General features: G+C 69.9%; 1 protein-coding gene. It reads right to left on the bottom strand.

The genetic code is table 11. From position 1 onward, the window contains the following. Positions 1–245 precede the first annotated feature (245 nt). A complete protein-coding gene (locus ETR14_RS29630; RefSeq protein ID WP_305851962.1) occupies positions 246–20,903 on the bottom strand; it encodes an S-layer family protein in 20,658 nt (6,885 codons plus the stop codon). Positions 20,904–20,999 lie beyond the last annotated feature (96 nt).

Consider the following 20,999-nt stretch of genomic DNA (forward strand, 5'->3'; position numbering starts at 1 on the left):
AAGCTTTCCCCACTCGCCTGTTCCGCTTCCTGCTTCGTCGCCGCGCTGCTCGAGCGCCGGGAGCGAAACACGTCCTCAGTCCTCCCGCATCCTCGGTCTCCGACATGTCCGATCCGCTCCTCCATCCAGGCGAAGGGAGGAGAGACCTCTTCGCCCTTCATATCCTTGGCGGAGTTCTGCCCCGCTGACCGCCGCTTCGGCAGGTCGTCATCAGCCGCCGGAGCTGTTGCAATGCGCACCACGGTTCAGACGAGCGTGAGCTTCGCCACCTCCGTGGTCATCGTCGCATCCGAGTAGAAGGTATATTCGTTCCCCGCCTGATTGTAGAAACTGCCGTTGGCGACAGACACCGTATCGCCGGCATCGAAGTCGAGGGTCAGATGCGAGCTCGCGCCATTGCCGACGAGCGACTGGATGAAGCCCGCGTCGACCGCAAGGTTGCCGTTGGTCCCGGCGGAGGTGAAGTCGATCGTCTCCACGTGGCTGAGGACCCCGGCAAGATTGGCCTCGGACACCGTGCCGCTGCCGGCGGCGAGGTGGACAACGTCGTTGCCGCCCCCGGCATCGACGGACCAGCCGTTGCCGAGGCTGAGTGTCAGATCGTCACCGAAGCCGGAGCCGATGATCCGCTCGATGCCGGACAATGAGTCGCCGGCCGCGTCGCCGGCCGATCCGCTCCCGCCCGATGCAAGGTTCATGGTCACGCCCGCGCCCGCACCGGAATAGTCGGCTGTGTCGATCCCGCTGCCGCCGATCAGCGTGTCCGCGCCATCGCCGCCGACCAGGCGATCGTCGCCGGCCCCACCGTCGATACGGTTGCCGCCTGCATCTCCGATCAGCGTGTCGGCCCGGCTCGACCCGGTAAGATTCTCCATGCCGGTATAGCTGTCGCCGGCGGCCGCCCCGCCATTGGCGAGGCTGTTGGCGAGGCTTGCGGTCACGCCGGCGCCCGCCGAGGCATAGCTTGCCGTGTCGGCACCGGCGCCGCCGACCAGGGTGTCGGCCCCGAGTCCGCCGTCAAGGACGTCGTCACCGGCGCCGCCCTCGAGCCGGTTGCCACCGGCGTCGCCGACGAGGGTGTCGGCGAAGTCCGATCCGATCACGGTTTCGATCGAGGACAGCGTGTCGCCCGCGGCATCGCCGCCGCTGCCGGCGCGTCCGTCCATGTAGACGGTGACCCCGGTGGAAGCGGAGGAATAATCGGCGATGTCGATGCCGCTGCCGCCGTTCAGCGCGTCGGCACCGCTCCCGCCGACGAGCAGATCGTTACCCGCCCCGCCATCGATGCTGTTGGCATTGCCGTCGCCGGTCAGCGAATCGTCGAAGGAGGAGCCGACCAGTCCCTCGATGCTGGTGAAGCTGTCGCCCGCCGCCTCGCCAAGATTCAGCGCGGCATTGAGCAGGTTCACCGAGACGCTCGCCGAGGCCGTGCTGTAGCTTGCGACGTCGTTGCCGCCGCTGCCGATCAGCGTGTCGGCGCCTTCCCCTCCGACGAGAACATCGTTGCCGTTCCCGCCATCGAGCCGGTTGACGCCCCCATCCCCGACGAGAGTGTCGCCGAAGGCCGAGCCGACGAGATTTTCGATGGCGGCAAGGCTGTCGCCCTGGGCGTCTCCTCCGGAGCCGCTCGCTCCCCCGAGAGCGGCGGTGACGCCGGACGCCGAGCCGGCATAGCTCGCCGTGTCGTTGCCGGCGCCGCCGTCGAGCGTGTCCGCACCGACGCCGCCGACCAGGATATCGTCGTCGCCGTCTCCAACGAGCGTGTCGTTGCCGGCACCGCCCTGAAGGACGTCGCCTCCGGCACCGCCGCGCAACGTGTCGTCTCCGGCCGATCCGGTCAGTTGATCGGCATTGGCGCTGCCGATCAGGATCTCGACTTGCGAGAGCATGTCGCCCGCTGCATCGCCGCCGCTGCCGATCGTGCCGTCGAGCGCGGCCGCCACACCGGCCACTGATCCGGCATAGCTGACCGTATCTGTCCCGCTGCCGCCGATCAGGGTGTCGGCGCCGGCGCTGCCGAGCATGAGATCGTCGCCGGCACCGCCGTCGAGCCGCTCGGCCCCTGTCCCGCCCGCCAGCGTGTCGGCATAGTTGGTGCCGATGACGCCTTCGATCGAGACGAACACGTCGCCGGCCGCGTCTGCACCGCTCACGACGAGGGATCCGGAGGCGAAGCTCGCGTTGATTGCGGCGCCCGACGTCAGATAGGATACGCTGTCGATGCCCGCACCGCCGTCGAGCCGGTCGGCGCCCGCGCCGCCGATCAGCACGTCGTCGCCGCTGCCGCCTTGCAGCGTCTCCGCTCCGGCGGCACCGTAGAGGATGTCGCCGAAACCGGAGCCGGTGAGCAATTCGACATTCACCAGCCTGTCGCCGGCCGCGTCGCCGCCGCTTCCGATCGTGCCGTCCAGATAGGCGACAACCGCTGCCGTAGATGTCGCATAGCTGAAGCTGTCGGTGTCGGCGCCGCCGTCGACGATGTCGGCGCCTTGGCCGCCGCTCAGCGTATCGTTGCCGGCGCCGCCGTTCAGCACGTCGTCGCCGACATTGCCCGAGAGGATGTCGTCCCCATCATTTCCGGTGAGGGTCTCGGACGCATTCGAGCCGACGATGGTGTCGCCGAATGCTGACCCGAGCGCGACATCGATCGACAGCAGGACGTCACCCTGGGCAAAGCCGCCAGTGGACGTGGTGCCATCGAGATAGAGGGTCACCGCGGCGGTGGAATCCGTATAGTCGGCCGTATCAGTGCCGCTGCCGCCATTCAGCTGGTCGGCGCCCGCGCCACCCCGCAAGACGTCGTTGCCGAGGCCGCCGGTGAGCACATTGTCGCCCGCGTCGCCGTATAGGATATCATTGGACGCAGAGCCGACCACATTCTCGATCGAAACATAGACATCGCCGGCAGCATCGCCGCCAGATCCGAGGCCCGTGGTCAGGTTCACCGTCACCGCGGACGCGGAGAGCGCATAGTTGGCGGTGTCGGTCCCGAGACCGCCGTCCAGCAGGTCGGCGCCGGCATCGCCCTTGAGCACGTCGGATCCTTCCATTCCGTACAGGCTGTTCGCAACGCCGCTGCCGCCGATCACGTCGTCATATTGGGAGCCGGTCAGGACCTCGATGTTGGAGAGGACGTCGCCTTGCGCCTCGCCGCCGGCCCCCGCCGTGCCGTCGAGGCTGATTGTGACACCTGCGCCGGAGCCCCAATAGCTCACCGTATCGGTGCCGCCGCCGCCGTTGATCGTGTCCGCTCCGCCGAGGCCGCGGAACCACTCGTTCGCGTTGGTGCCGTAGGCGGTATCGTTCAGATTGGTGAGGTAGACGTTCTGGATGTTCTTGTAGGTATCGCCGGCGGCATCGCCGCCGACGCCGGCAGTGACGCCGTCGAGATACACGGTGACTCCCGTTACCGCGGATACGCTGCCCAGATTTGCGAAGTTGTTGCCGAAGATCAGCGTGTTGTCGCCCGCTCCGCCGTCGATGGCGTCCGCTCCGGCGCCGCCGGAGATCACGTCGTCGCCATTGCCGCCGTTCAGCATGTCGTTGCCGCCGAGGCCCGACAGGCGATCATTGCCGTCGCCGCCGCTGAGCACGTTGCCGGCCCCGCCGCCAACCAGCGTGTCGCTGAACGCCGAGCCGGTCAGGTTCTCGATCGTCGAGATCTGGAACGTATCGCCTTGCGCGTCCCCTCCGATTCCGGAGCCGATGCCGCTGCTGATGTCGACCGTCACGCCGCCTGCCGACGCCGAATAGTCCACGGTGTCGAGCCCGGCATCTCCCTGGAAGTAGTCCGAGCCCGATCCGCCGCGGAGGATGTCGTCGCCGGCATCGCCGTACAGCAGATCGTTGCCGTCTCCGCCGTCGATCGTATCGACGCCACTACCGCCCCGGATGGCATTGATGCCGCCGTCGCCGGTCAGGCTGTCGTTGCCCCCGCCGCCGGTCAGGTTCGAGAAGTTCGAGAAGCTGTCTCCGGCCGCGTCGCCGCTGGTGCCGAGCCCGCTGAGCAGCGACACCGTCACGGCAAGGCTCGACGTTCCATAGCTCAGCGTATTGATCCCGAGCCCGCCGTCCATCGCGTCCGCGCCGGCGCCCCCGTCGATCACGTCATTGCCGTCACCGCCGTTGATCGTGTCGTCGCCGGATAGGCCGAAGATCGTGTCGACGCCGAAGCCGCCGTCGATGACGTTGGCGTTATTGTTGCCGGTCAGCGTGTCGTTGCCGGCGCCGCCGGCGAGATTTTCGAAATTGGTGAAGGTGTCACCGGCAGCATCTCCGGCCGAACCCGAACCGGCGAGCAGCGAGACCGTCACGGCGCTGCCGGTGTTGCTGTAGCTCAATGTGTCGATACCGCTGCCGCCGTCGAGGGTGTCTGCGCCCGCGCCGCCGATCAGCGTGTCATTGCCGGCGCCGCCGGTCAGAACATTGACACCGCTGGTGCCGTACAGGGTGTCGCCGAAGGCCGATCCGATCGCATTCTCGATCGTGTTGACGACGAACACGTCACCCTGCGCATCGCCGCCGCTATTGCCGACGCCGGTTGCGAGGTTGATCGACACGCCCGCCGCCGAGGCCGAATAGTCGACCGTATCGATGTCCGTGCTGCCGCCGCCATCGATCGTGTCTGCGCCGGCACCGCCGGTCAGCACGTCGTTGCCAAGGCCGCCGAACAGCATGTCGTCGCCGCCACCGCCGATGAGCAGGTCGTTGCCGGCATAGCCGTAGACCGTCTCCGCATTGGCCGATCCGACGAAGGTGTCACCGAAGGCGCCGAGATTGAAGCGCTCGATGCTGACGAACGTGTCGCCCTGCGCGTCGCCGGTCGAGAGTGCGGCGTTGACCGCATCGACGGTGATCGCCGAGGCCGCGCTGCCATAATCGACCGTGTCGAAGCCGTTGCCGCCGTCGAGCGCATCAGCCCCGGCTCCAGGCGCGATCAGATCGTCGCCATCGCCGCCGACGATCGTATCGGCATTGGCCGAGCCGTAGATGGTGTCCGAAAGCGCGGAGCCGACCACCCGTTCGATGCCGATCAGGATGTCGCCGGCCGCGTCGCCGGCGATGCCGGGCGTTCCGTCCATGCGGACCACGACGCCGCCTGCATTGCTATAGTCCGCGGTGTCGAAACCGGCGCCGCCGTCGAGCATGTCCGCGCCGCCCCCGCCGACGAGCCGGTCGTCGCCGGCGCCGCCGGACAGAGCCTCGTTGACGCCGGTTCCGAAGATCGAGTCGTTCTGACCTGATCCGAGCACCGCTTCGACGTTGATGATCCGGTCGCCTGCCGCATCGCCACCGGACGAGACGCTGCCGTCCAGCCGCACCGTCACGCCGGTGAGCGACGCGGAATAATCAATCGTGTCGGTGCCGATACCGCCGTCGATGCTGTCGGCCTGACCGAAGCTCACGAACAGGTCGTTGCCGCCCCAGCCGAACAAGGCGGTCGCAGCAAGCGTGCCGCCGCGGAGCGTGTCGCCATAGTTCAGCGACCCTTCGATCCGCTCGATGCTGGCGAGCACGTCCCCCTGTGCCCAGCCTCCGGCACCGGCGGTGCCGTCGTTGGAAATGGTGACGGCGGCGTTCGACTGCCGGTAGTCGGCCGTGTCGCTATCGGCACCGCCGATCAGCTGGTCCGCGCCGAGGCCACCGGCGAGCACATCGTCGCCTGCGCCGCCATCGAGCACGTCGTTGGCGACGCCGCCGATCAGCGTGTCGTTGCCATCGCCGGCCAGGATCGTGGAGGCGCTGCCGCCTGCAGTGATCGTGTCGTTCTGCGCCGAGCCGATGACGATCTCGACATCGAACAGCCGGTCGCCGGCGGCGTCGCCGCCGGTGCCGAAGCTGCCGTCCATGTAGATCTGCATGCCGCTTGACGCCGATGCCGAATAATCGACGGTGTCGATGCCGCCGTCGCCGCGATAGATGTCCGCGCCGCCGGAGGCGACGAACGTGTCGTTGCCGGCTGCGCCGCCAAATTCTTCGTCCGCTGCGCTGCCCTCGAAGCGGTCGGCGAAGGCGGAGCCGAGAACCCGTTCGATGCCGCTCATCGCGTCGCCGTCTGCATCGCCGCCGGCCGACAGGCCGGCCGTCCGGATCGTCACCGCCGCAGCCGACCCGCCATAATCCGCAGTGTCGATGCCGACGCCGCCCTCGATCCGGTCGGCGCCGGCGCCACCGACGAGCAGGTCGTCGCCAATGCCGCCGACCAGGACATCGTCCCCGCCACCGCCCCGCAAGGTGTCATTGCCGTCGAATCCGTCGAACGAGTCCGCCGCGCCGCCCCCGATCATGGTGTCGGATACGCGCGAACCGACGAATCGCTCGATGTCGGTGAAGCTGTCGCCCGTCGCGTCGCCGCCCGTCGCGGTCCCGAGCGACAGGTCGATGGTGATCCCGACGCCCGAGCCCGCATAGCTGGCGGTGTCGATGCCATCGCCGCCGTCCAGCACATCGGCGCCGCCGCCACCCTCAAGGCTGTCGTCGCCCTCGCCGCCCTGGAGCGTGTCGAGCCCGGCGCCGCCGGCAAGCAGGTCATTGCCGAGACCTCCGACGAGGCGGTCGTCGGAAAAGGTACCGGTGAGGACGTCGTCGAAGGCCGATCCGATCACGGCCTCGACTCCGGACAGACGATCTCCGGCCGCGAGCCCGCCAAGGCCGGCAGATCCGTCGAGCGCGACGGTCACGCCGGTGGTCGCCGCCGCATAGTCCGCAGTGTCAAATCCGGCGCCGCCGACCAGAGTGTCGGCGCCCGCGCTGGCGACCAGCAGGTCGTCGCCGCTGCCGCCGTCCAGGGTCTCGGCCGCCGTGCCGCCGCTCAGCATATCGTCATAGTCGGAGCCGAGCAGGCGCTCGATCCCGCTGAACAGGTCGCCGGCCGCTTCGCCCGCCGATCCGGAACCCGTCGCGAGGCTTACCGCGACGGCGGAGGTCGCATGCTCGTAGGACGCCGTGTCGAAACCGGCGCCGCCCTCGATGACGTCCGCGCCCTGCCGCCCCTCGATCACATCGTTGCCGTCCTGACCGACCAGCGTGTCGACGCCGTTGCCGCCAACCAGAATGTCGGAATAAGCGGAGCCGAGCACACGTTCGACGCCGACCAGGATGTCGCCGGTGGCGGTACCGCCGGCGCCGGCATCGGTGCCGTTATTGTAGACGGTCACCGCCTGGCTGGAGGCGGAGTAATCCGCCGTATCGGTGCCTGCGCCGCCGTCGAGCAGGTCGCTGCCGGCATTGCCGACGAGGGTGTCGTTGCCGTCGCCGCCGCGCAGCACGTCACCCGCGGCACCACCGTCGAGCAGGTCGTCTCCGGCGCCGCCCTCGACGGTGTCGGCGTCGGCCGACCCGGTGATCGAATCCGCGAACGCGGTACCGACGATCCGCTCGATACCGCTCAGCCGGTCGCCGGCGGCATCGCCGCCGCTGCCGGTGCCCGCCGTCAGGTTGAGCACGATCGCTGCCGCCGAACCGGAATAATCCGCGCTGTCGAAGCCTTCGCCGCCGATCAGCAGGTCGGCGCCGCCCCCACCCGCAAGGACATCGTCCCCGGCCGCGCCCTGGAGGGTGTCGGCGGATGCACTGCCGCGCAGCGCATCGGCGAATGCCGAGCCTCGCAACACCTCCACATTGGTCACGCGGTCCCCGGCGGCATGGCCGCCGGCCCCTGCGGTTCCGTCCAGTGCCATGACGATCGCGGCGTTGGAGGCACTGTAGTCGGCGATGTCGACGCCTGCACCGCCATCGAGCATATCGGCTCCGGCACCGCCGTCGAGGAGGTCGTCGCCGGCGCCCCCGGCGATCATGTCGTCGCCCGCCGCGCCGGAGAGCATGTCGTCCCCGCCGCCGCCGTCGATCTGGTCGTCACCGCTGCTGCCCTGGACGGTGTCGGCGAATGCGGAGCCGATCACGCGCTCGACGTCGGCCAGCACGTCGCCCAGCGCCTCGCCGCCGGATCCCGCCACTCCGTCCATTCTCGCCGCGACCCCGCCGGAGGCGCCCGAATAGTCGGCCGTATCGGTCCCAGCGCCGCCGTCCAGCACGTCGCCGCCGGCGCCGCCGACCAGCACATCGTCGCCTTCGCCGCCGGCGAGGCTATCGGTTCCGGCGCCGCCGCTCAGCACGTCGTCGCCGCCGAGACCGAGGACCGTGTCGGCGCCGGCCGAGCCGCGAACGCTGTCGCCCGCTGCGGTGCCGATGACCTGTTCGACCCCGGAAAGAATGTCGCCGGCCGCCCAGCCGCCAGTCGAGACGGTGCCGTCCATGTTGACGGCGACGGCAACGCTGCCGGCCGAATAGTCGGCCGTGTCGAAGCCCGATCCACCGATCAAGGTGTCGGCGCCGGCGCTCGCATGGAGCATGTCGTCGCCGGCGCCGCCGTCGAGCCGCTCGTCGCCCGATCCGCCGTGCAGCGCGTCGGCAAGGCTCGAGCCGATCACGCTCTCGATGCCGGTCAGCAGGTCGCCCTCGGCGTCGCCGCCGCTCGAAGTGCTGCCGTCGAGATAGACGGTGACCCCGCTCAGCGACGCGGCATAACTCGCAACGTCGCGGCCGACGCCTCCGTCGATGCGATCGGCCCCGGCGCCGCCGCTGATCGTGTCATCGCCATCCTCGCCGGCAAGAACGTCGTCGCCGCCCCCACCGGCAATGACATCCGCGCCGCTGCCGCCACGGATCTGCTCGGCGGCACTGCCGCCATTCAGGCGATCGTCGAATGCCGAGCCGACCAGTTGCTCGACCCCCGAGAGAATGTCGCCGGCGGCGTCGCCGCGGCTCCCGGTGGTGCCGTCCAGATAGGCGGTGACCGCAGCACCGGCAGCGGCGTAGCTCGCGGTATCGAAGCCGGTGCCGCCCTCGAACACGTCTGCCCCGGCACCACCGGCGAGCAGGTCGTCGCCGCCGCCGCCCAGCAGCAGGTCGTCGCCGGCGCCGCCCGCGAGATTGTCGTTGCCGGCGCCTCCCACCAGGACGTCGTCGGACGCCGAGCCTCCAAGACTGTCGTCGAAGCTCGAGCCGACCAGCCGCTCGATTCCCGCAAGCACATCTCCGGCAGCGTCGCTGCCGCTGCCTGCGCTGCCATCCAGCGCGATCGCCACCGCGCCGGCGGCACCGGAATAATCGGCGGTGTCGATGCCGCTCCCGCCGACGAGCATGTCCGCACCGCCCGCGCCGATCAGCACGTCGTCGCCGCCATTACCATAGAGCCGATCCGCTGCGGCGCTGCCGGTGAGGCTGTCGCCCTGGGCAGAGCCGAGCACGATTTCGATACCCGCGAGCGTGTCGCCTTCGGCGTCACCGCCGCTGCTGGCCGCTCCGTTCAGGTTCACGGTCACGGCACCGGCCGAGAGCGTATAATCGATCGTGTCCAACCCGGTGCCACCGTCGACCGTGTCGGCGCCGCCGCCGCTGATGATGCGATCGTCCCCGGCACCACCCTGGAGCAGGTCTGCGCCGAGACCGCCGGCGATTTGATCGTCGCCAACTCCGCCCACCAGAATGTCGGCCTCGTTGCCGCCCACCAGGGTATCGGCGAAGGCGGAACCGACCACGCGCTCGATGCTGGCCAGGGTGTCGCCCGCGGCCTGGCCGCCGATGCCGGCGGTGCCGTCCAGGCGCACGGTCACGGCACTGCCGGAGGCGGAATAATCGGCCGTGTCCGTGCCGCTGCCGCCCTGCAGCACATCGGCGCCTGCGGAACCGGTCAGGATATCGTCGCCCGCACCGCCGCTCAGCGTTTCCGCGCCAGTGCCGCCGCGGAGCGTATCGTCCTGCTCGGAGCCGACCAGCCGTTCGACATTGGCGATCGTGTCGCCGGCGGCGTCGCCGCCGCTGTTCACGGCGCCGTCGAGGCCGGCGTTCACGCCCGCGGCCGATGCGGCATAGCTGACGCTGTCGTTCCCCGCCCCGCCATCGAGGCTGTCGGCACCGGCGCCGCCGACCAGCGTGTCGTTGCCGGCACCGCCGCGCAGGATGTCGAAACCGAGACGGCCGTCGAGAAGGTCGTCGCCGTCATTGCCCTCGAGCGTGTCGGAATCGTCGGAACCGCTCAGCCGGTCCGCCTGCAGTGATCCGATCACCCGCTCGATCCGAACCAGCGTATCGCCGGAAGCATCGCCGCCGAGCGAGACCGAACCGTCGAGTGCAACCGTCACCGCCGCGGCCGAGGCCGAATAATCGGCGGTGTCGAAGCCGTCGCCACCATCCAGCGCATCCGCGCCGGCGCTGCCGACCAGCCTGTCGTCTCCACCCTCACCGAGCAGGGTATCGCTGCCGACGCGCCCGTAGAGAATGTCCGCCTGGTTCGATCCCTGCAGGATCTCGGCATTGACGATCACGTCGCCGGCGGCGTCGCCGCCCGTCCCGAGCGCGCCGCCGAGCGACGCGGAGACACCGGCGGCCGAACTCAGATAGCTCACCGTATCGATGCCGGCGCCGCCGTCGATCTGGTCGGCACCGGTCCCGCCCGTGATGATGTCGTCGCCCGCGGCACCGGACAGGCTGTCCTTGCCGGCGCCGCCGGAGAGGATGTCGTCGCCGGACTGGCCGAGCAGACTATCGTCACCGCTGCCACCGGTCAGCGTGTCGGCTTCGCTGGAGCCGACGACACGCTCGATGCCGACATAAGTGTCGCCCTGGGCATCCCCGCCGACTCCCGCCGAGCCATCGAGGGTGACGCTCACGCCGAGGATCGAGCCCGAATAATCGGCGGTGTCGGTGCCGCTGCCGCCCTCCAGCGCATCCGCACCGGCGCCGCCGCGCAAGATGTCGTTGCCGGCCCCGCCGCGAAGGCGGTCCCCGCCCGCATTCCCGATCAGAACGTCGTTGCCGTCACCGCCTTCCAGCGTCTCTGCGGCGGATGCGCCGGTGATCGTGTCGTCCTGGGCGGAGCCGACGACGCGCTCGATGCTCAGCAGGATGTCGCCGGCCGCGTCACCCCCCGCCGCCGCCGATCCGTCGAGCGTCACATCCACCGCGCCTGCGCTGGCTGAATAATCGGCCGTATCGAAGCCGCTACCGCCGACCATCTCGTCTGCGCCGGCCCCACCGTCGAGGACATCGTCGCCGGCTTCGCCGTCCAGGCGGTCGCTGCCCGCGCCGCCGGCCAGCCTGTCGCTGCCGGTGCCCCCGATCAGGATTTCGGCAGCCGCGCCGCCGAGGATCGCATCGTCATAGTCCGAGCCGACGACCTGCTCGATGCTCACGAAGCGGTCACCCTGGGCTTCGCTGCCGGTGCCGGTGCCGGCGGCAAGGTCGATGCTCACCGCCCCTCCGGCAGCTGCATAGCTCACCGTGTCGAAGCCGGTGCCGCCGTCCAGAAGGTCCGCACCCGCGCCGCCGACAAGCACATCGTCGCCGCTGCCGCCGCGCAGCGTGTCGCTGCCACCCTCGCCGAAGAGGCTGTCGGCGCCGCCGCCGCCCTCGAACGTCTCGTCGCCGGAAGATCCCGTGAGGCGATCCGCGCCCGCAGATCCGACAATCCTTTCGATGCCGGAGAGTGCGTCGCCGGCGGCATCGCCACTGGAGCCGAAGCTGCCGTCCGTCGCGACCGTAATGCCCGCCGAGGAGGACGAATAATCGACCGTGTCGAAGCCGACGCCACCGATCAGGCGATCGTTGCCGAGACTTCCGACCAGCACGTCGTCGCCGGCTCCGCCGTCCAGCTGCTCGCCGTCGATGGCGCCGGACAGACGGTCGCCAAACGCCGATCCGACCAGTTGCTCGATACCGGTAAGCTGATCGCCGGCGGCGTCGCCGCCGCTCCCGACATTGCCGTCGAGGCCGATCACCACGCCGCTGCCGGAGGCCGAATAATCGGCGACGTCGATGCCCTGGCCGCCGATCAGCCGGTCGGCACCGAGGCTGCTGCGCAGGCGGTCGTCGCCGTCGCCGCCGCTCAGCGTGTCGGCGGCGGCGCTCCCGCCAAGTACGTCGTCGTAGGCGGACCCGACCAGCGTCTCGACGGCGCTGAGCACGTCGCCGGCGGCAGTCCCGCCGGCGCCGTCGCTGCCGTCGAGCGCGATCGTGACGGCGCTTGCCGAGTCGCCATAGGAGGCGGTGTCGCTACCGGCCCCGCCGTCGATCCGGTCGGCGCCCGCGCCACCGGTCAAGATATCGTTGCCGGCATCGCCGGAGAGGATATCGTCGCCGCCGCCGCCGTCGATCCGGTCGCTGCCGGCGCCTCCGCCGATCCGCTCGCCAACGCCGCCGCCGACGAGGCTGTCGTCGTGCGCCGAACCGAGCAGCGCCTCGACGTCGGTCAGCGTGTCGCCGGCGGCATCGCCGCCGATGCCCAGCCGGCCGTCGAGATAGGCGGTCACGCCGGCACCGGACGCGGCATAGCTCACCGTATCGAAGCCGGCACCGCCGTCGAGGAGGTCGGCACCGAGGCTTCCGAGCAGGCTGTCGTCGCCGCGGCCGCCGCGAAGCGTCTCGCCGCCGGCTCCGCCGCCGAGCGTGTCGGCATGCTCCGAGCCGACCAGGATCTGGATATTGGTCAGCCGATCGCCGGCAGCTTCGCCGCCGGTCCCGGCGGCCCCGGAAAGATCCACGGCAACACCGGCAGCCGCCGCTGCGTAGCTTGCGGTATTGATGTCGCCGCCGCCGTCGAGGATGTCCGCGCCGAGCCCACCGACCAGGACGTCGTCGCCGCTGCCACCAAGCAGCACGTCGTCGCCGAGCCCGCCGTCGAGGCGGTCCGCACCGCCACCGCCTTCGAGCCGATCATTGGCATCGCCGCCGGTCAGCGTGTCGTCATACGCGGAGCCGATCACCCCTTCGATGGATCGCAGCGTGTCCCCTTCGGCATCGCCGCCACTGCTCGGGCCGCCGTCCAGCCGAATGGTCACGCCGGCCGTAGACTCGGCGTAGCTGGCCGTGTCGAAGCCGGTTCCCCCCTGGATGAGGTCTGCGCCGGCGCCGCCGATCATGATATCGTTGCCTGCACCGCCGCGCAGCGTGTCGGACCCGCCGAGGCCGCGCAGCACATCGTCGCCATCGTTGCCGTCGAGCGTCTCGTTCTGGCCGGTTCCGCTGATTGCGTCGGCAAAGGCGGAGCCGACGACATTCTCGATCGAGGCCAGGGTGTCGCCCTGGGCGTCGCCGCCTGCCGAGAGCGAGCCGTCGAGATTGATCGCGATCGCTGCCGAGGAGGTCGAATAATCGGCGGTGTCGATGCCTGCGCCGCCGTCCAGAAGGTCGGCGCCGGCACCGCCGCGCAGCAGGTCATCGCCGGCATCGCCCTGCAACTCGTCGCGGCCGGCGCCGCCGTCGAGCAGATCGTTGCCACCGCCGCCGATCAAGCGCTCCGCCGCCTCGGCGCCGGTGATCTGATCCGCAAAGCCTGAGCCCTGGACGATCTCGATACCCGCGAACGTGTCGCCATTTGCCTCGCCGGCGGTGCCGCCGCTGGCCAGGCTCAGTGCCACACCCGCGCTCGCCTGCGAATAATCCGCCGTGTCCGTGCCGGCTCCGCCGTCGAGCAGGTCGGCGCCGAGGCCGCCGCGCAGCACATCGTCACCGCCTGCGCCATGAAGCTGTTCGTTCGCAGCCGATCCGCTGAGCACGTCGGCGAATGCGGATCCGACCACCCCCTCTATTCCGGTCAGCAGGTCGCCCTCGGCAAGCCCGCCGGTGCTGGCGCGCCCGTCGAGCCAGATCTGGACTCCGACGGCCGATGCCGAATAGTCGGCGACGTCAACACCCGCACCGCCGTCGATCGTGTCGGCACCGGCACCGCCGTCGATAAGGTCGTCGCCGCCGCCGCCGGCGATCCGATCGTCGCCGGCACCGGCGCGTACGATGTCGCTGCCGTCCCCTGCCTCGAGCCGGTCGGCCGCAGACGAGCCGTCGATGCTGTCGTCCTGCGCGGAGCCGACGATCCGCTCGATCCCCTCGAGCCGGTCGCCTGCCGCATCGCCGGCCGTACCGCGCCCGCTCGCCAGCGACACTGCGATGCCGCCTTGTGCGCCGGAATAATCCGCAGTGTCGAGGCCGCTGCCGCCGAGCAGGATATCGGCGCCTGCACGCCCTTCGAGGATATCGTCTCCGTCGCCGCCGGTAAGCGTGTCCGTGCCGGCGGTGCCCCGCAAGACGTCGTCATAAGCGGAGCCGATCAGATTCTCCACGTCGAGGAGCATGTCGCCTTCGGCGGCGCCGCCGCGCGAGCTGCTGCCGTCGACCGAGACGTTCACGCCGGCGCTCGAGGTGGAATAATCGACGGTGTCGATGCCGGCACCACCGTCGATCGAGTCCGCGCCGGTGCCGCCGTCGAGAATGTCGTCACCGGCGCCGCCGCGAAGCTGATCGTCCCCGGCACCGCCGCTCAGCCGATCGCTGCCGGCGCCACCCTCCAGGCGCTCGGCCCCGGCCCCGCCGGCGAGCATGTCGTCGAGCGAGGAGCCGATGACGCCCTCGATCCCGCGATATTGGTCACCGGCGGCATCGCCGCCGACGCCGCTGGAGCCGTCCAGGCGAACGGTGACCGCATCGGCGGAGCGGCTGTAATCGACGATGTCGAAGCCTGACCCGCCGTCGAGGATATCGGCGCCGTCGCTGCCGAGGATACGGTCATTCCCCGCGCCCGCCTCGATCGTCTCGCTTCCACTTGCGCCGCCGAGCACGTCGTCGAATGCGGATCCGACCAGATTCTCGATCTGGGTCAGCCTGTCGCCGGCCGCGTCGCCGCCGCTCGCCGCCGATCCGTCGAGCGACACGCTCACGCCCTCCGCAGAGTCGGCATAGCTCGCCGTGTCGGTGCCGGTGCCGCCGTCGAGGATGTCGGCGCCGCGGCCGCCCAACAGCAGGTCGTTGCCGCCGCCGCCCTCCAGGCGATCGTTGCCGCCGGCGCCGCGAACCACGTCGTCGCCGCCGCCGCCGCGGATCGTCTCGTCCGCAGCCGATCCGGTCAGCCGGTCGTCGAACGACGACCCGACCAGAGTCTCGATGCCGAGCAGCTGGTCGCCGCGCGCGTCGCCGCCGGCGCCTGCCGAGCCGTCGAGGGCGACAATGACAGCCTGGGACGAAGCCGAATAATCGACGGTGTCGAGGCCGGCGCCGCCGTCGAGCATGTCGCCGCCGGCTCCGCCCTCGAGCACGTCATCACCATCGCCGCCCTCCAGGCGGTCGTCGCCAGCGCCACCGGTGATGCCGTCATCACCGGCACCGCCGACCAGGATGTCGGCCTGGACCCCGCCGGTCAGGACGTCGTCGTGCATCGATCCGACCAGGCGCTCGATACCGGAGAGCACGTCGCCCTGGGCATCGCCGCCCGCGCCCGTACTGCCGTCGAGGCCGACCCGGACGGCTACCCCGGACGACGAATAGTCGACGCTGTCGAGGCCGGCCCCGCCATCGAGCATGTCCGCGCCTGCACCGCCGTCGAGAACGTCGTCGCCGGCACCACCTTCGAGGATGTCGCTGCCGTCCCGCCCGGCGATGAGGTCCGCGCCGGCACCGCCCTGGATCGTCTCCTCGCCCGTGTCGCCGCGCAGCACGTCCGCTCCGGTCGAGCCGACCAGGCGCTCGATCGAGATCAGCCGATCGCCTTCGGCATCGCCGCCGAGCGCCGTGCCGGCGGCAAGATCCACCGTCACCGCGCCCGCGGAAGCGCCGTAATCGGCGGTGTCTGTGCCGCCGCCGCCGTCGAGCAGGTCGGCGCCGGCGCCGCCGACGAGCCGGTCGTCGCCGCCTGCGCCATGCAGAAGCTCGTTCCGGTCGGTGCCGATGATCGTATCGGCCGAACCGGTGCCGATCACTTCCTCGATGCCGAGGAGGGTGTCTCCGGTGGCGTGGCCGCCGAGCCCGGCCGATCCGTCCAGATAGACGGTTACGCCGGCGCTCGAGCCGCCATAATCGGCAACGTCGTGGCCGTCTCCGCCATCGATCGTGTCGGCGCCCGCTCCGCCATCCAGACGGTCGTCGCCGCCACCGCCGAGCAGCATGTCGTTGCCGGCGCCGCTGGCGATGCGATCGTCTCCGGCACCGCCGGCGAGCGTGTCGGCCGCGGCACCGCCGGTCATTTGATCGGCGAAAGCCGATCCGACCACCGCCTCGATCCCGTCCAGCCGATCACCCTCGGCGTCGCCGCCGCGGCCGCTGCCGGTCCCAAGGTCGATCACGACGGCCGATGCGGACGCTCCGTAATCGGCGGTGTCGAAACCGGCACCGCCGGTCAGGATGTCCGCCCCCTGGCCGCCGCGAAGCGTGTCGGCGCCTTCGTCGCCGGCCAGGACATCCTCTCCGAGGCCGCCCTCGAGCAGATCGTCCCCGGCGCCGCCCCGCAGGGTGTCACGCCCGTCCGCCCCGGCCAGGCGATCGTCGCCGCCGCCGCCTTCGAGGAGCTCGTCGGGGCCGACGCCGATGATGACGTCGCCATATTCGGAGCCGATGACATGCTCGACATTGGCAACATGGTCGCCGGCGGCATCGCCGCCGATGCCGCCGCTGCCGTCGAGGATCAGCGATATGCCGCTGGTGCTGGACACGTAATCGACCGTGTCGAAGCCGGCGCCACCATCGAGCGTGTCCGCGCCTGCGCGCCCCGAGAGCACATCGTCACCGGCGCCGCCGAGCAAAGTGTCCGAATCTTCCGAGCCGACCAGCAGATCGTCGAAGGCGGAGCCGACGATGCTTTCGATGCCTGTCAGGATATCGCCGTCGGCATCGCCGCCGGACGCGCGGCTGGTGGTCAGATTCACCGACACGCCGACCTGCGAGTTGCCATAGTCGACCGCGTCGAACCCGGCGCCGCCGTCGAGGACGTCCGCGCCGGCGGAGCCGACCAGCCGATCGTTGCCGCCCTGTCCGCTGAGCCGATCCTCGGCGATCGAGCCGTGGAGGACGTCGCCGAACGCTGAGCCGGAGAGGCCCTCGATGCCGATGAAGACGTCGCCTTCGGCGTCGCCGCCATGATTGAGGCGCCCGTCGAGACCGGCAACGACGCCGCTTTCGGAACGGCCATAATCGACGATGTCGACACCGGTGCCGCCATCGAGCGCATCGGCGCCGATCCCGCCGTCGAGCCGGTCGTCGCCCCCGCCGCCGACCAGGGCATCGTCTCCTGCGGAACCTGAAAGAAGATCGCCGAACGCGGACCCGACAATGCGCTCGACCCCCTGCAGGCTGTCACCCTGTGCGTCGCCGCCGAGCCCGATCGTGCCGTCATTGCCGACGATCACGCCCGACGCCGAGCTTGAATAATCTGCGCTGTCGAACCCGGCGCCGCCGATCAGGGCGTCGGCGCCGAGGCCGCCGCGCAGCACATCGTCGCCGACGCCGCCGGTCAGGACGTTCGTTCCGTCATTGCCGGTCAGCGTGTCGTCGAAGGCCGAGCCCTGCAGACCTTCGACGTCGCGAAGCCGATCGCCGGCGGCATCGCCGCCGATCCCGACGCTGCCGTCCAGGGCCACGCTGACGCCCGCGTCCGACCCCGAATAGTCGGCGACGTCGAAGCCGGTGCCGCCATCGAGCATGTCGGCGCCGGCACCGCCTTCGAGATTGTCGTTGCCGCTGCCGCCCGCCAGCCGGTTCGCGCCGTCATCGCCGACAAGGCGGTCGTCATGGCGGGATCCGGCTACGTTCTCGATTCCGGCGAGCCTGTCTCCCTCCGCAGTGCCGCCGAGGCCGGTGCCGGAGAGGAGATCGATCGAGACCGCCTGATCGGAATCCTCATAATCGGCAGTGTCGACCCCGGCACCGCCGAGCAGTTGGTCAGCGCCGCGGCCACCGACGAGCAGGTCGTCGCCGGCACCACCGTCCAGCACATTGTCGCCGCTGTCGCCGATCAAGATGTCCGCATACGCACCGCCGATTGCCTTTTCGATACCGGTCAGGCGGTCGCCTTCTGCAACGTCGCCGGACGAACCGTTGCCGTCCAGGCGCACGGTGACCGCGCCCGTGGCAGCGGCGTAATCGGCCGTGTCGAAGCCTTCGCCGCCCTGCAGTTCATCGGCACCAAGGCCGCCGACGAGGATGTCGTCGCCGCCGCCGCCGGCCAGCAGATTGTCGGCGCCATCGCCGCTCAGCCGATCGGCATGCGACGATCCGACCAGTCGTTCGATCCCCGAGAGGCTGTCGCCTTCGGCATCGCCGCCGCGTCCAAGGCTGCCGTCGAGGGCCACCGTCACGCCGGCCGCCGAACTCGCGTAATCGGCGGTATCGGTGCCTTCCCCGCCCTGCAGACGGTCGGCGCCCGCACCGCCGCGCAGCAGGTCGTCGCCGGCGCGACCTTCGAGCTGGTCGTCACCGGCGCCGCCCAGGAGCCGGTCGTCGAGTGCGGTCCCGATCACATGTTCGATGTCGGTGAGACGGTCACCATCGGAATCGCCGCCCTCGGAAAGCCCTCCGCCAAGATCGACACTCACCGCGAACCGCGAGGTCGAATAATCGACGGTGTCGAACCCGGTCCCGCCGTCGAGGTCGTCGGCGCCGCCGGCCCCGAGCAGCACGTCGTCGCCGCCACCGCCTTGCAGGACGTCGTCCCCGGCGGTTCCGATCAGGACATCGTCGAAGGCGGAGCCGCGCAGGCCTTCGATGCTGGTGAACCTGTCTCCGGCCGGGTCGCCGCCGTCCTGCACGGACCCATCGAGCGCGACACGAACGCCGCGCGACGATCCTTCGTAGCTGGCAAGGTCGAAGCCGTCACCGCCGTCGAGGAGGTCGCCTCCGCTGCCACCCTCGAGCACATCGTCGCCCTGCCCGCCGATCAGCGTGTCGACATCGGTACCGCCGACCAGCCGGTCGTCGAAACGCGACCCGATCGCCACTTCCATGTTCGCATAGGTATCGCCGGCGGCATCGCCGCCCGAGCCGGTACGGCCGTCGAAATAGACCGCCACGCCCTCGCCGCTTTCACTGAAATCGACGGTGTCGGTTCCGGCGCCGCCGTCGATGCGGTCGGCACCGGCCCCGCCGGCAATGCGGTTGTCGCCGGCGTCGCCGGTCAGACTGTCGTCGTGGACGGAGCCGATCATGTTCTCGATGCCACCGAGCACATCGCCTTCGGCATCGCCGCCGCGGCCGACGCGACCGTCCAGGAAGGCGGTTACCCCGCTTGCCGATCCGGAATAGTCGACGAGGTCGGTTCCCTCTCCGCCCTGGAGCGTGTCGGCGCCGGCGCTGCCGGTGAAGAGATCGTCGCCGTCGCGGCCATGGAGCGTCTCGGCGCCGTCGGCGCCGTGCAGGACGTCGTCGCCGGTTCCACCGAGCACCTGCTCGATCCCGGTCAGCCGGTCTCCTTCCGCAGCGCCGCCATGCGAGGCACTTCCATCCAGGAAGATCTCGACCCCGGTCGAACCCGAGGCGCCCTCGACCGCTTCATCATAATCGACGGTGTCGAAGCCGGCCCCGCCCTCGATCCGGTCTGCGCCCTTGCCGCCGTCGAGGCGGTTGTCGCCGCCATCGCCGGTCAGCGTGTCGGCGAAGTCCGATCCGACCAGATTTTCGACGCCGCTGTAGCTGTCGCCCTTTGCAGAGCCGCCATCGCCCTTGCCCGTAGCGAGGTTCGCCTGCACGGCTGCGTTCGACAGGCTATAGTCGACGACGTCCGCTCCGGCGCCGCCGTCGATCTGATCATCGCCCGCACCGGCATAGATGTGATCGTCGCCGGTCCCCGCGTTGATGACGTTGCCGGGCGGATTGGAAAAGAGGACCTGGATCGGATTGCCGCTGACGGGATCCGAAACGATCATGTCGCCGGCGGCATTGACCACCTTGATCCCGAAATGCGTGGACACCTCGACCGCGTTGGTGCTGGTCTTGCCATCGGTCGACAAGCCAAGCTGGACCGGCAGGAAGAACTCGTCCTGGAAACCTCCGTTCTCGGCCGCGGCGCCTTCCGGCAGGGCATAGATGAGCTGGAGGTCGAACCCGAAGGCGGACTGGCTTGCGGGAACCGGGACGGGCACGCCGGCCGCGTCGTTCAGCGTGGTCAAAGGCGTGATGTTGCCGGGTTCGATCGTGACCAGCCAGCCCTTGTCGGTCTGGACCGCGTTGGCGATGCTGTAGCCTTGCGGCAGGGAGGGCACCAGGACCTGAAGCAGCTGCAGTCCGGCGCTCGGCACCATCGCCTCGACATGGAGAACCCGCATCGTCGCACCAGCCGGGGCATGGGCAGGATTGTCGGCATAGATGACGTCGTCCGCGGACGTACCGGTCACGGTCTCCTTGGCGCTCTGCGCCGTGTAACCGGCATCGGTTGCGGAGCCCGGCCCGCCGGTGTCACCCTTGATCACCGCCTGGCCGTTCACCGACGTGGTGGTGACGCCTTCCGAATTGTAGAGCTTGAAGGAGAGGGTCGGCACGAGCTTGCCGATTCCGGCCGGGCCAATTGCGTCGTCCGGCGCCGGCTCGAGAGCGCGCGCCGAAGGCTGGCTCGGCGGAGAGGGCGCGGAGGATGGTGTGTTGCTGATCTTCTCGGTGAGCGCCCGGTTCTCCTCGTCGGATTTGTGCCGGTTCTCTTCCTTGGCGCCGGCCTCCTCCTGGCTGCGCGCCGACTCCTGCGGCTGCATGCCGCCGCTGTCTGCCTCCTTCTCGCCTTCGGCCTTGCCCTGGGCCTGCTCCGAAGCATGTGCGGAGGACAGTTTCAGCGGGACGTCCTGCTCGAGAATCTCGCCGACGCTGGCGACCACCTGATCGGCCGTCATCTCCTTGTCGGTGAACACCAGCATTGCCTTGCGGCCCGAGAAAGCGGCCAGTGCCATTCCCGGAATGATGATCTTGCTGCCGTCCTCGAAGATCAGGACGATGTCGACGTCGACGATCTCGACCTTGAACGGCGCGAACGGGATGCCCAGCATCGCCTTGTCGTCGGCGCTGAGTTCCACCACCTTGGCGGGTCCGACGTCGGCACGCGTGGCGTTCGGCGCCAAATCGGAAGATGCGCTGCCGGGCGCCTGCGATCCGTCGTCGGCGGGCATGCGCGTCTCCTCTGTGCCGGCCGGCGCCGTTCCTCCCCCCGCCATTGCGTCGCTTCCCTCAAGGTCAATGGCTGGTTTACGATCCAGTCCGTTGAA

Origin of the sequence: Sphingosinicella sp. BN140058 (assembly GCF_004135585.1) — a bacterium.
Taxonomy (GTDB): Bacteria; Pseudomonadota; Alphaproteobacteria; order Sphingomonadales; family Sphingomonadaceae; genus Allosphingosinicella.

What these genes read in the sequence shown, in the direction of transcription:
- ETR14_RS29630 (WP_305851962.1), bottom strand. Translation starts at nt 20,903, where the DNA reads ATGCCCGCCGACGACGGATCGCAGGCGCCCGGCAGCGCATCTTCCGAT.